This is a genomic window from Rhodoflexus sp., assembly GCF_053489755.1.
Map to the genome: position 1 here is coordinate 72,555 of NZ_JBRCHD010000016.1, position 13,312 is coordinate 85,866.

General features: G+C 49.2%; 13 protein-coding genes. 6 read left to right on the forward strand and 7 right to left on the reverse strand.

The annotated features are described in order from the left end of the window. Positions 1–10 precede the first annotated feature (10 nt). Positions 11–961, reverse strand: coding sequence for a glycosyltransferase (locus ACWIP2_RS04255; protein ID WP_448518661.1), 951 nt, complete (start codon positions 959–961; stop codon positions 11–13). Positions 962–998: 37 nt separating this feature from the next. Here ACWIP2_RS04255 and murQ point away from each other — a divergent pair, with 37 nt between their 5' ends. After that, positions 999–1,808 carry an N-acetylmuramic acid 6-phosphate etherase gene (gene murQ, locus ACWIP2_RS04260; protein WP_448518662.1) on the forward strand — a complete coding sequence of 270 codons (810 nt, stop codon included), beginning with the start codon at positions 999–1,001 and terminating at the stop codon, positions 1,806–1,808. On the opposite strand, the gene ACWIP2_RS04265 is transcribed toward murQ, so the two are convergent. Continuing rightward, positions 1,796–2,158: a hypothetical protein gene (locus tag ACWIP2_RS04265; RefSeq protein ID WP_448518663.1), complete on the reverse strand. Its 363-nt coding sequence runs from the start codon at positions 2,156–2,158 to the stop codon at positions 1,796–1,798. The genes murQ and ACWIP2_RS04265 overlap by 13 nt on opposite strands. 107 nt (positions 2,159–2,265) lie before the next feature. Here ACWIP2_RS04265 and ACWIP2_RS04270 point away from each other — a divergent pair, with 107 nt between their 5' ends. Then, positions 2,266–3,870: an FAD-dependent protein gene (locus ACWIP2_RS04270; protein ID WP_448518664.1), complete on the forward strand. Its 1,605-nt coding sequence runs from the start codon at positions 2,266–2,268 to the stop codon at positions 3,868–3,870. Here the strand turns inward: ACWIP2_RS04270 and ACWIP2_RS04275 are convergent. From ACWIP2_RS04275 to ACWIP2_RS04290, 4 genes are all read right to left on the reverse strand, one after another. Then, positions 3,842–4,858, reverse strand: coding sequence for an alcohol dehydrogenase catalytic domain-containing protein (locus tag ACWIP2_RS04275; protein WP_448518665.1), 1,017 nt, complete (start codon positions 4,856–4,858; stop codon positions 3,842–3,844). The genes ACWIP2_RS04270 and ACWIP2_RS04275 overlap by 29 nt on opposite strands. Positions 4,859–4,885: 27 nt before the next feature. Then, positions 4,886–5,716: a hypothetical protein gene (locus ACWIP2_RS04280; protein ID WP_448518666.1), complete on the reverse strand. Its 831-nt coding sequence runs from the start codon at positions 5,714–5,716 to the stop codon at positions 4,886–4,888. Positions 5,717–5,781: 65 nt separating this feature from the next. Continuing rightward, positions 5,782–7,911, reverse strand: coding sequence for a hypothetical protein (locus ACWIP2_RS04285; protein ID WP_448518667.1), 2,130 nt, complete (start codon positions 7,909–7,911; stop codon positions 5,782–5,784). Between the two features lie 128 nt (positions 7,912–8,039). Next, positions 8,040–9,929, reverse strand: a complete 1,890-nt coding sequence (locus ACWIP2_RS04290) for a D-alanine--D-alanine ligase family protein (protein ID WP_448518668.1) — start codon at positions 9,927–9,929, stop codon at positions 8,040–8,042. 51 nt (positions 9,930–9,980) lie between these two features. Here ACWIP2_RS04290 and ACWIP2_RS04295 point away from each other — a divergent pair, with 51 nt between their 5' ends. Then, positions 9,981–10,721: an ABC transporter ATP-binding protein gene (locus ACWIP2_RS04295; protein WP_448518669.1), complete on the forward strand. Its 741-nt coding sequence runs from the start codon at positions 9,981–9,983 to the stop codon at positions 10,719–10,721. After that, positions 10,718–11,266: a cob(I)yrinic acid a,c-diamide adenosyltransferase gene (locus ACWIP2_RS04300; protein ID WP_448518670.1), complete on the forward strand. Its 549-nt coding sequence runs from the start codon at positions 10,718–10,720 to the stop codon at positions 11,264–11,266. The genes ACWIP2_RS04295 and ACWIP2_RS04300 overlap by 4 nt, the downstream gene beginning before the upstream one ends. 86 nt (positions 11,267–11,352) lie before the next feature. Here the strand turns inward: ACWIP2_RS04300 and ACWIP2_RS04305 are convergent, their stop codons facing one another. After that, the gene (locus tag ACWIP2_RS04305) at positions 11,353–11,910 is read right to left on the reverse strand and encodes a ferritin (RefSeq protein ID WP_448518671.1); all 558 of its coding nucleotides are present in this window, start codon (positions 11,908–11,910) and stop codon (positions 11,353–11,355) included. 92 nt (positions 11,911–12,002) lie between these two features. On the opposite strand from ACWIP2_RS04305, the gene ACWIP2_RS04310 reads away from it, so the two are divergent. Continuing rightward, positions 12,003–12,920: a hypothetical protein gene (locus ACWIP2_RS04310; protein ID WP_448518672.1), complete on the forward strand. Its 918-nt coding sequence runs from the start codon at positions 12,003–12,005 to the stop codon at positions 12,918–12,920. A 52-nt stretch (positions 12,921–12,972) separates the two neighbouring features. Continuing rightward, on the forward strand, positions 12,973–13,311 hold the full coding sequence (gene ytxJ / locus ACWIP2_RS04315) for a bacillithiol system redox-active protein YtxJ (RefSeq protein WP_448518673.1): 339 nt from the start codon (positions 12,973–12,975) through the stop codon (positions 13,309–13,311). Position 13,312: the final 1 nt, after the last annotated feature.

Sequence of the window (13,312 nt, forward strand, 5' to 3'; positions counted from 1 at the left end):
AAGCTAAAACTTACGCATAAAAAAACCTAAAAAGTCTGCTAAATAACAGCGGTAGCACTGTCAGTCGGTCTGTTGCAGTAATGGTTGTTATTTGCTGCAAGAGACTGTAAAATCCTTGTAAATTTATCCAGTCTCTGTATCGCAGGCAAAGCCGCATCTGGTAGCGCACCATGCGTGCAAGCGCCGCATTTTCCGCTGCCGTTTGGTTGAGCGCCTTTGCTTTTTGGCAAACCTTTAATGTGCTTTGCCTGTGTATGCTGAATCCTTTGCGGTACATCTTTTTGCCGTGCGATTGGGGGATCTCCCGCTTGATAGTAGTGATTTGATCTATGAAGAGGTAATGCCAGCGGCGGGCAGTTTGCACCCAGAAATCGTAGTCTTCGTAGCTCAGCGATTCGTCGTAGCCGCCCAACTCATCGAGTACAGCCTTGCGGATCATCATGGTGGGGGCGCAGATGCAATGGCGATAGAGAAGTTCGGTGTAGATGTTACCTGAGGGAACAGCCTCCCGTAAATTGCCGGCTGTATCTCTGCGATAAAACGTGCGTTGTGGGCGGGCTTGCGTATCGGCAATCCACGCATCGGAAAATACAACGCCTGTCTCGGGCGGAGCAGCCGTGAAAGCAGCAACCTGTTGGGCGATCCGATCGGGGAGAAGTAGATCGTCTGCTGCCAAATCAATAACGTATGTGCCTGTTGCCATGCGGAACGCATGATTAAAGGCCTTGCAGTTGCCCAGATTCTGCGATAAAAAAATGGTTTTCAATGAAATATCCGAAGGAATTTCAGGTAACAAACTGCGAATAGTCTGCACAGAACCGTCTGAACTTCCATCGTCTGCAATAATCAATTCTATCGGGCGGTGGGTTTGCGCTATTACCGAGCGGATCGCTTCCTGTACGTATGCCGCTTGATTGTAGCACAGGCAAATCACAGAAACTTTGGGGGAATTTTCATACATTTGTCTTTTGACTGATCGCCGAAAATTAAGTTTTTTTATGCAAGCCGTAACCGAATCGCAGTCGCATTACGACCATCTGGAGCAGATGAGCATTCGAGAATTGCTCGTCAATATCAACAACGAAGATAAAACAGTTCCATTGGCAGTAGAAAAAGCCTTGCCGCAATTAGAGGCGCTGATCGCAGCGATTGTTCCGCGTATGAAGCGGGGCGGTCGTCTGTTCTACATAGGTGCGGGAACTAGCGGCAGGCTGGGTATTGTAGATGCCTCGGAATGCCCCCCTACCTACGGCGTCGAGCACGGATTGGTCGTTGGGCTAATTGCAGGCGGCGATACTGCTATCCGTAAAGCTGTAGAATTTGCCGAAGACGATCCCGAACAAGCATGGAAAGACATCAGCGAATACCTACCCAACGAATTGGATACGGTAATAGGCATCGCAGCATCGGGGCGCACACCTTATGTGATCGGGGGCTTGCAAATGGCTCGCGAAAGAGGCTTGCTTACAGGCTGTATTGTTTGCAATCCGGGTTCGCCTGTGGCTGCTGCCGCCGAGTTTCCTGTTGAAATTGTAGTAGGGCCTGAGTTTGTAACAGGTAGTACGCGCATGAAGAGTGGAACTGCACAAAAATTGGCACTCAACATGATTTCTACAACTGTAATGATTCAGTTGGGAAGGGTACGCGGCAATAAAATGGTAGATATGCAACTGAGCAACCTCAAACTGATAGACAGAGGTACAAAAATAGTGATGGATCAGTTGAAGATCAGCTACGAGGCAGCAGCTGATCTTCTGAAAACATACGGCAGCGTAAGAAAAGCCATTGACGCGTATCAAGCCAACTGATTGTTGAACTGCGCATAATATCTTTTTCGCTCTTCGAGTATCTTGATTAATTGATGAATGAGATCCATCAGTTGTTGCTGTGCTGTGTTGATTTGCTCGACTGTGCCTTTGGTCAAGTGCCGCTGTAGTTCTGCTTGTGCTTCGAGTACAGGCACAGCCTCCAAAGTGTTGATCATAGATTTGACCTTGTGGTTCAGAAAGCGATAAGCGTTGACATTTTTTGCGCCGACAATTTCCGGAATCTGGCGTATGTAATCCTCTAACTCGCCAAGATACATGCCTAAAAGATCATGTGCAAAGGCTTTATCCTGCATCGTAACTTTTTCAAAAGTGGTAAAAGTCAAATTCATCGCTAATCTGGCATTTGTGAACTTAAAGTTACAACGAAAGATTTATTAAATCGGTATAGCAAGTAGGGAAAAAATGTTTCGACTAATTTTGTGCCTGAACCGACGCTATGAAAAAGCTGATAGACCTTGTCCTTGCGCCCGAAATAGCCTTTGATCGTGAGGCATTTGAGCAGTACGTTGCCCGGCAAGGTCAATGGCAACAGGCGCAGGCAGACGGACAACTTGCCATACGCATGTTGCGCCGTTCGATAGATGCGCGCGCAAAAAAAGTAAGGGTCAATGTGAGCGCAGCGGTTTATGTGAACGAATCGCCCGAACCGCTGATTGGCTACCGCCGCGACTATCCCGATGTGAGTCGCGCACCGCAGGCGATTATTGTTGGCGCCGGTCCGGCGGGTATGTTTGCTGCACTGCGATTGATAGAGCTGGGTATCAAGCCCGTCATATTGGAGCGCGGAGGCGATGTACGCGCCCGTCGCCGCGATCTGGCTGCTATCAACAAAGACCACGTAGTTAATCCTGAATCGAACTATTGCTTTGGCGAAGGTGGCGCAGGGACTTATTCCGATGGAAAACTTTACACCCGCTCTAAAAAACGCGGCGATTTTCGTCGCATATTGGAAATATTTGTTGCGCATGGAGCTACTCCAGAAATCCTGATAGATGCCCATCCGCATATTGGTACAAATAAGTTGCCTGCCATTGTTACGAATATCCGCGAAAGCATTTTGCAGGCAGGCGGTGAAATTCATTTCAATACAAAAGTTACCGACTTTATCATTGCCAACAAGCACATGAAAGGCGTGCGCTTGCACAACGGCGACACTGTGGAAGGCATCGGCGTAATCTTAGCGACGGGGCATTCTGCCCGCGATATTTTTCATCTGCTCAAAAACCGCAAGGTGCTGATCGAGACTAAGCCCTTTGCACTTGGGGTGCGGATTGAGCATCCGCAGTCGCTCATAGACAGCTACCAGTACCACTGCGAAAATCGCGGCGATTTTTTGCCCGCTGCGTCCTATGCGCTGGTGAGCCAGATTGCCTACAAAGGGCGTGAGAAAGGCGTTTTTTCGTTTTGCATGTGTCCGGGCGGGTTTATTGTTCCGGCAGCTACTGCTCCGGGCGAAATTGTCGTGAACGGCATGTCGCCCTCGCGCCGAAATTCGCGTTTTGCCAACTCAGGCATTGTCGTTGCGATTGACCAAGAGGATCTGGCTCCCTACGCCCGCTACGGCGAACTGGCGGGGCTGATGTTTCAACGTGAAGTCGAGCAACGCGCCTGCCAAATGGCAGGCGGCAATCAAACCGCGCCCGCCCAGCGAATGCTTGATTTTGTGAACCGAAAAGTTTCTGCTTCTTTGCCCGAATGCTCCTACCAGCCGGGGCTTGCTTCTGTGGCGATGGACGAGGTATTGCCTGTGCAGATAGCCCACCGCCTGCGCGAAGGATTCAAGGACTTTGGCAAGAAGATGAAAGGCTACCTGACCAATGAGGCGCAGATTGTAGGCGTAGAAAGCCGCACCTCCTCGCCTGTGCGGATTCCCCGCGACCGCCAAACACTGGAGCATCCACAGATTACGGGGCTGTTTCCTTGTGGCGAAGGAGCGGGCTATGCCGGCGGCATCGCATCGGCAGCGATGGATGGCGAACGATGCGCTGAAATGCTTGCAGCCCGCTACGCTGCTATTTTCCCGAAGGATGCATCTCAATAAGAATTTTTCCTCTTGAGAAATTGTGCAACTCTTTGGGTAACTGTTCGGGAACAGCTGCCAAAGGAATGCGCACAGCTACCTGTGATCGCAGATCTGTTTCGAGCAGTTTGCTAATCTTGTTGATTTCCAGCAGAGTTGTGAGCAAATTCCGATCAGCCAGCCAGTATTTGAGCCAAAAGCCTTTGACGATTTTGTTTTCAAAAATGAAACATCCGGGATGGATCTGCGCGGCAGCCAGCGAAAGCGCACCGTAAATATGTAGTTCGGAGTTGTTAGGCATAGCAGCCAGCACCCTGCCCGATAGTTCGCCTGCAACAGCATCAATGGCATAACGAGCATCGAGCATATGCGCCAATTCCTTCAGAGAAGGATCAAAATCAGGTGCAGAGCTGTCCAGTACGTAGGCAGCACCCATGTCGCGCAGTTCCTGCACCAACTCAGGGCGGTGTACGATATTGATGAGAGGCTTGTCATAGCGTTGTGCCAGCCTGATAACCATGCGTCCGAGCTGTCCGGCGGCGGCTGTCTGGATCATTGCCTTGAACCTACTGCGACGCAGCGGCTCGAATAAAGCCCATGCAGATACAGGATTGACCAAAGCACAAGCAGCAATATCGTCGGGAATATTCGCGCCAACGGGCAGGCAGGTTGCGGCATCTGCCAGCAGATATTCTGCCCATGTGCCGTCGGATTCTTGCGTGCCGCAACTGACTCTTTTGCCCAGTAGCCATTTAGCCATCAAGCCGCCGCCGTGCGCAACCACTGTGCCGCAGCCCTCAAAGCCCGGCGTAGTCGGCAGATTGCGTTGCACACCGTACAAATTCTGACAAAACATAATATCAGAAGGATTGACAGGAGCGGCGTGCATACGGACAAGTACCTGACCTGATTTAGGTACAGGCACAGGCACAGGCACTTGTTCCAGTTTGACCTGTTGGATACCTTCCCATGTATGAATGCGAAGGCTTTGCATGTATTGAGGAATCATTGGGCAAATTAAAATTTACCCGTGAATTTAGGGCATCGAGCGTTCAATCGTGATCTTGCCTACCGTGATTGTAATTTTTTTATCGCATTCTCCGTTGCCCCAGTCTGCAAAAACTGTCAGGCTGCCGCTTCGGATTTCGTAGCGTCCGCTGACAGGATAGAATGTATTGGCGCGAACGCACGAACCTTTCATCAGAATTGGGGTGATGATAGTCGAGGTGAAGGCGCGTCCGTCTTCTGCTGTGCCAACGGTTGAGCCTGTAACCTGCATTTCGTCATCTGAAAGGTCAAGCGGACGGATACCAAAATTGTAGCGAACAGCGCGGCGGAATTCGCTGATTTGCATTTGCTTACCGTTGGGGCGGGTAATAGTCAGATTAGTGCCCAGTACGTTATAGCTCAGGATGTTGCCTGTAAGCGTGCGATCCGACACAACGATTGTACCGGTAACGGTGTGCCTGCCGTTGTTGTAATTGTCCAATACGATCGTGCGCTCTGCAAATATGTTGCGTATACCGCGATAAGTAATGGTGATTTTTCCTTTGCGGGTGCGGTTGCCGCCAATATTGCAGCCATTGCCAAAATCTACGGTGATTGTACGGGCATTGTCGTTGATGCGAACAGTTGCGCATCGTTCGATTTCTTCGCTTCGTCCGTTGCGCAGTCCGTCATCTACACCATCGAAGGCATCCTCCGCCGCGTCAATCGCATCCTGTACGGCATCTTCTGTCTCGTTGTTTTGCATAGATACAGCTTCAGCGTCAGCATCTGCTATCTCATCTTTTTTGTTCAGATCGCATCCTGTAAAGAATACAGTGGTTGCCAGCAGCATAAGGGCTGCATAAAATCCGGTTTTCATATGTCTGAATCGTTTGATAAAGTTTGTAATTAGACCAATATGCGCATCAAAAGTTTAATTGGCGCTTAAATAGGTTTCAGGGCGCTGTGATATTCCAGAATGAAAGCGCGGATAGCCGAGCGAATAGCATTGCGTTCCGAAAACTCCTGAGGGACTACTTTTTGACGGGGGAAATCCTGCGGATAGCCGTGATTGCGGTCAATGCTGCGGGAAATGTAGCCAAAGGGTTGCAAATCTAAAGTGGACTGATTCTGCCTGAAAATACAAGTCAGATAGTCATTTTCGCTGATGTTCCACGAGTAGCCTGTCATGCGCGAACCGAGCACATCTACCTCAATTATGCCATCCGACGAGCGGTTGGTTCTAACGATGCTGTTGAATACCAGATTGGACTTATCGTTTACAACAGCCTGAATTTCAAGGCGAAAGCGGTTGCTGGTGCCTATGCGCTTAACTTTGTAGTAGTAGAAGGTGTTGCCGCGCTTAATATCGCCCGAAAACCAGTTGGGGCTGTCGGAGGTGTAGTAGAAAAACATTCGCTCGCCTTCAGGTTGCAACCACGGATCGAAGAGTAGCATCGGCTTGGCGCGTTCTATTTGCTCGACCGTTGGCGCTTCGCCAACGATGTCGCGGATAATTTTTGACTTGGCAAAGTTGGTTAGGCGCATCTGCTCGGCTATAATGCGGCGGTTGTTGGCTTCCCAAACAGTCCGATCTGCACGCGATAGGTTGCGCGGCATGGGCTGAGGCTTGGGCAGCGAATTAAGCAGGTTGCTGATGAACGCCTTGCCTTCGTTGATGTTGTTGAATCGCGTATCCTCAATAGTTCCTTGCGCGTAGAAAAATGGCATATTGGTGCTGTCTATCCCCAGTTGTGCAAATCGCAGTTGCAGCGCCTCCGCCAACGGTGGGGTAATGCTTTGAAGCCATTTGTTTTGCTTCAATTCCTCGTAGAACGCAATGGCACGGCGCGGGCTGCTTGCCTGCCGGAGTACCTCAGCACATTTCCTTTGTAGTTGTATCTGGTAGGCGTTGGCATTCGAGTCGCCTACTAACTGGCGGATTACAGGTTTTTCGAGTTCTGTTTTGAAGGCGAGCAGTTGCCTCACTTCGCCGTTGAAATGATTCCGCCACAGGTCAGCGTCTATTTTGAAGCCCGTCAGCCCGTAGGTTTGCTGCAATTCTGCCAGTCCTTCGATCGTTGCAGCCTTTTGCTCAAAACTCTTTAGTTCATTAAACAAAGGTTCGGCAAAGCCAAGTTCGTCTGCTTGCAGGTTAGTTTTAATAGCAGAAAGGCGACGCAGTGTCATAATTTTATCATTGCCGTTCTGGTATTTGGCAAGCAGGCAAAGCGCTTTGAGCTGCATTTCGGCAGCATAAGCAGTTTTCCACTGCTGCTCGATCTGGTTAAAAAGTGCCACTGCCTCTTCGGTCTTCAGGCGCTGCCCTGCAAACTGCGAGGGTTTGAGTGCTTCAAATGCAAGTTCGGTTTTAGCGAGCATGCTGCCCTGTTGTGCATGGCGGCGCAAAATCTCAAAGAGTTGGGCGCGGTCTAAGTTGGCATTGCCGCTCTGCCTGAACTTGAGAAGCTCTGCCTCGTAGCGATTGGCTAAGTAGGCTGCATCGGGTTGGCCTGCCGCCCGATCAAGTAATTGCACCGCTGTCGGATAGTGAATTTTGTAGCGATAACTCATCATAGCAGCCCGAAGTGCAGCATTGGTATCGCCTGTTTGTGCCTCCTCGTATGCCTGAAAGAAATCTTTGAGGTACAAATTGGGCATGTAGTCGCTGATGAGCGGCAGCGGATTAAGCGCACAAGCCTCTGCATGGTTCATTTTTGCCAGTGCCAGATCTTGCTTAATACCATATCCACCCACAAAATACAACTGAAAGAGATTGAACTTGATAGTAAACTGCTGCTCGGCGGTAGGATTACTCATTGCAGCTTTCTGATACCAACGCAGTGCGTTGCGGTAGTCTTTAAAGGCATCATCGGTCAGCATATCGCCTCGGAAGGCCGCTGCTACGGTCAGCATGGCAGCTACATCGCCTTTTTTTGCACGACTTATATCAGCTTTGTAAGCATCCATGTTAGGTTTGCCCCGCTTGGGCAACTGCGCCATAGTAGTTGTAGCAAGCGTCAAAAACGTAAGCCAGAGAATAGCTGTAGCTTTGGTAAAATGACTGAATTTCATAGTTGATGGTTTAGGGCAATGTCAGATGTTTGCGAAAAAGGACAACAACAATCACATTCTCACGACAAAAACAAGTGAACTTTCGCTTGGAATAAGTCAAAAAAATAATGCCAAATTATAGCAAAGACTTAGGCTGCCTGAAACCATTCTAATCCAACGGATTGCAAGAATTTTTGTATGCTGTAATCATCGTCGCTTTGTGGGGTATCTACAACGGCTATGTACACACGCTTGACGTACTGCGCAAGTTCTTCGTAGGAAAGATGGCTGACCGTCTGATCAAAATAGCCCGTGTACTTGGCAGTAATTGCTTCTGCATGGGCAATGCACTCCAAAATGAAGGGATGCTTCTCTGCATAGAGGCTTTCTTTGATCAATTCTACATTTTCTTTGTATAGCAAATTGACAGGTATTTTGTGCAGTACATGCTTTGTAGGGCTTCCTGTCAGCAAAACAGGTACGGGAAAGTACTTTCCTTCTGATGCAAGTCGAGAGTAGGTGTGCTGTGCAAGTGCAAGAGATTCTTCCAACTTATCTAACACTCCGCCGAAAAGTATAGCTACACGGGGCCGCTCGCTTAGGCGGGCGACTTCTTTGTCTATCATTCGATCCAGATTGTCGAGCAGTTGCTCCATCTGCCATGTATTCTTGCCTGTTTTGGCACGGTCTTGCAGCGAAGCCCGAATCAGGTAAGTTAGCGTTTGCACAGGGCTGAGTCCAATTTCAACCATTTGCTTGAATATCAGCGAAGTAGGCGACATGCCGGGGATCGTATTCGGATCGTGCAGCGATACTGTGCCGTCGGGCTTAACAAAACCATCAATGCGAACACACACACTCATGCGTAGCCCTTCTGCAACTGCTTTGACCTGACGGTGAATTTCCTGCAATTGCTCCATTGGCACATTAACGGGGATGCTTTTGCGCGTAGCACTGCTGATGTACTTCGCCTGAAAATCATAGGTTGCCACGGCAGGCTCGATGCCCGTAGGAGGCAGCGCAATCGGTCGGTCTTCCTCGTCCTGAATGACACCACAGGAAAACTCTTTGCCGTGAATAAATTCTTCGATAAGCACAGATGTCTCCCCATTAACAGAGGTCAAAATGGCGTTTGTATCGGAATAAGAGAAATAATCATCCAACTTTTCTAGCAGATCTTGCGGGTGAGCATAGATAATAGTGCCTTTGTCAACCAGCGAATCAGCCTCGAAAACCAGCGGAAAGCCAATGCTTTCTTCTACGTTGGCAATCTGTTGGAGGTAGGATTCCTTAGCTTGCTGACTCATGGCAACCCATTGTTCTTTGGTCAGTGTCAGCCTGAAAAGACACTGCTCAACACCTTTGACAAAGGCATCGAGGTTGTCTTCTTTGACAATAGCTACACCAATAGAAGAGCCTCCGTGCGGCGCTTTGACTACAAACGGCAGCCCCAAAATAGCTTTGACCCTCTCAAATAGTTCTTCGTGGTCTTCTGTGTCCCAAGTAGCTTTGCGGATAGTCATTTGCTGTTTTTCTACGCCTGTAATGCGTTCAATCAGTTCATTTTGAAGCGTTTTATCAATGCCCGCTGCCGAGCCGAAAATACCCGGGGCAGAGTAGGGGATACCGTACCACTCCAGCAAACCCTGCAAACTGCCGTCTTCGCCCGGCGCACCGTGCATGGCAAGAAATACGAAATCGAAGTACTTCTTAAAGTCATGGGGCTGAATCGGCTGACCAACTGCATTGATCATTTCTATGAAGTTTTTATCTGAAAGTTTGCCTAGCGATTCAGCATATACTTTGAACTTCGTACTTTTTTTTGCGTTTTTTACAACCGATACCGGCGGATAAAAGTCCCTGATTTTTTGGTAATCAAATATCTGTTTGTCGGTCAGGATGAAGTTGCCCAAACTGTCCACAAAAACGGGGACAGGTTCAAAAAGTGTGCGGTCTAAGTTGTTGAACACAGTTTTACCACCTGCGAAAGAAATTTCGCGCTCGCGCGAAGGGCCACCGAAAAATATTGCGACTCTCATCTGTCGTAGATTTGTATTAATTTGCAGCTAAGATATTCAAAAAAAATACGCATGGTACAAGAAGTCATTAGAACGGACAAAATTTCAAAACGCTACGTTATGGGCAGTGAAACTATCCATGCGCTCAAGTCTATTTCCATTACGATCAATCGCGGCGAGTATGTTGCTTTTATGGGCCCTTCGGGTTCAGGAAAGTCCACGCTAATGAACATCATTGGCTGTCTGGATACCCCCAGCGGCGGCACGTACATTTTGGCAGGCAAAGACGTAAGTAATATGACCGAAGACGAACTTGCCGACATCCGCAACCGTGAAATCGGCTTCGTTTTCCAGACGTTCAACCTGTTGCCGCGCTCCACTTCGCTCGAAAATGTGGCCCTGCCATTGGTCTATGCAGGTTACAGTAGGTCAGAACGTGAAGAGAAAGCGATGCAGGCGCTCATCAGCGTAGGGCTGGGCGATCGCGCCAAGCACAAACCTAACGAACTTTCCGGCGGTCAGCGACAGCGCGTGGCAGTTGCCCGCGCATTGGTTAACAATCCCAGTATCATCCTTGCCGATGAACCCACAGGTAACTTAGATACGCGTACCTCCTACGAAATCATGGAGCTGTTCGACCACCTGCACAGAAAAGGCAATACCATCATCGTTGTTACTCACGAAGACGATATTGCCCGCTATGCCCATCGCATTGTGCGCCTGCGCGATGGTCTGATAGAGTCCGATACCCCAAATACCGATATTACCAATCCGACAGAAATGAAAATGGCTTTAGCTGCGAAGGGAAAATGAAAATCTACACCAAAACAGGCGATAAGGGGCAAACCTCACTCATCGGCGGCACGCGGGTGTCCAAGTCCGATCTGCGCATAGATACCTACGGCACAGTGGATGAACTGAACAGCTACATCGGGCTGGTGCGCGACCTGAATACCGACGAGGCTCGCCGTGCGCTGCTCAAAGAAGTACAGGACAGGCTTTTCACCATCGGCTCTAATCTGGCTGCCGAACCTGAACAACAAAAAAAGGTGCTTCCCGACCTGACAAACGAGGATATTGAGTTGCTCGAAAAAGCAATGGACGAAATGGATGCTGTGCTGCCTCCGCTCCGCCACTTTGTGCTACCGGGCGGACATACTTCTGTGTCTTTTTGCCACATTGCCCGAACGGTTTGCCGCCGCGCCGAGCGTCTGGTAATCGCCCTCACAGAAGAGAGTGAGGTTCACCCGATGATTGTACCCTACCTGAACCGTCTATCTGACTATTTGTTTGTGCTTTCTCGCAAAATGGCGCAGGAACTGGGCGCGGAGGAAGTTAAATGGCAGCCGCGTGTATGATGAATTGACTGATAAAAAGCCACAAACCCGACGGGTTTCCAAAAGACTCGTCGGGTTTATATTCAGACGTTTGTACAGCCTTCTATTTAAGCCGCTTCGCCTTCAGCAGCGCGTTCTGCTTTGATCTGCTTTAACATTTTGCCGATTTCCTGATCTATCAGCCAAATGCCCTGTCCTTCTTCACCGATAATTTCGAATAATTCTACCAAGCGGCGAGCTATAGATTCTTCTTCCCGTTGTTCAGCTACATACCACTGTAGGAATTGGAAGGATGCAAAATCTTTCTCTTTGAAGCAGAAATCAGCCAGATTATTAATCGCACGACTAACAGCGATTTCATGCTCGAGAATTTGGTCAAAGACTTCGCGGAAACTGCTGTATTCATAGCGCAGGTTTGTAATTTCAGGCGCCAGTGCATGACCGCCTGCTTCGTTGATGTAGCGCATGAGTTTCAGCATGTGCATTTTTTCTTCTTCAAAGTGGTCGTATAAAAACTCTGCTGCATTGACGAAGCCTCTGTTTTCGCACCATGAAGCCATGGAAAGGTAGTAGAAAGCCGAAATACCTTCCATGCGTACCTGTTTATTTAGTTTGCTCTCCACTTCAGGTGTCAGTGAAGTTTTTGTTGTTATCGAAGTTTTCATGATTTTGCTTTGCTTTTAATTGCATCAATATAATGCTTTTGTGGCGTAAAATGTTTCTCAATTCGTCAAATTTGGAGCTATTCTAATTCTAAATGAAGCTCAGACGCTTAAAACCTTTGCTTGCGCGCATCGTTGGTGGCTGCCTGTTCCTCTTTTGGCTGTTGTGGCTTTTTTGGGTATTTACAGACGAGCCTCCCGATTCCGGCTTGGTGAATCAATTTGGCGGATCGCCGCAGGTGGTAGGCTACGTGGCTGCGCCTGAACTGCGCGAAATGTCCGGCTTGGTAGCTTCGCAACAGCACCCGGAATGCTTCTGGACACACAACGACAGCGGCGATGATAGCTTTTTCTACCTGATTGCCCGTTCGGGCAGGCTGCTTGCTACTTATCAGTTGCAGGCTATCACTGCTTACGACTGGGAGGAAATAGCGCTTGCACGCATACAAGGCAAACCCATGCTGTTCATTGCCGATATTGGCGACAATCGCGCCCGCCGTAAAAGCATCCGCATACACATACTCTCCGAACCCGCCGATTGCCGCAGCCATCGCATTCCGCGTGCGGAAGTAGCAACACTCAAACTGAGCTATCCCGACGGGGCAAGAGACGCAGAGGCTATGCTGATAGATGTAGCTCATAACGAACTGATTATCATTACGAAGCGCGAGCGAAACGCAAGGGTCTATACAACTCCGCTACTACCGCTCAAAAGCCGCAAAGCAATGCTTACTTTTCAGGGAATTTTACCTTTGAACATGGTAACAGCGGCTTCCTTATCGCCCGATGGCAGGGAGGTGCTTGTGAAAAACTACGAGCAAATTTTTTACTGGAAACGTCAAGGGCTACAGCAGCCGCTGCGTGATTTGCTGCAAGCGCTGCCACAGCGCATCGGCTACCTGCCCGAGCCACAGGGCGAAGCGATCGCATGGGCAACAGACGGCGCGGGCTTTTATACAACGAGCGAACGACCCTTTTTTATGGGCGCACCTTTGGTTTTCTACCGCCGCTAGTTTTTTCCCGTCAGTATTTCGCTCTAACTTTGCCGATTATCTATTTGTTGCCATGAACTGGAACACCATCACCTCTGCCGCTGATTTGGCAGCCCTTACGCAGGCATCGCACGAGCATCCGGCACTTATTTTCAAGCATAGCACGCGCTGTTCGATCAGTGCTACTGCTTTGAACCGTCTGGAGCGTCGCTGGGACGGTTCGCGTGCGGGTAATCTTGTACCCTACTTTCTCGATTTGATTGCTTACCGATCGGTTTCTAATCAGATTGCGCGGGACTTTGGCGTACAGCACCAGTCGCCGCAGGTGCTGCTGATTCATCAAGGGAAGTGCATCTACCATGCCTCGCATCTGGACATAGACTTTGAGGAGATTGTGCAACATAATAAATAAA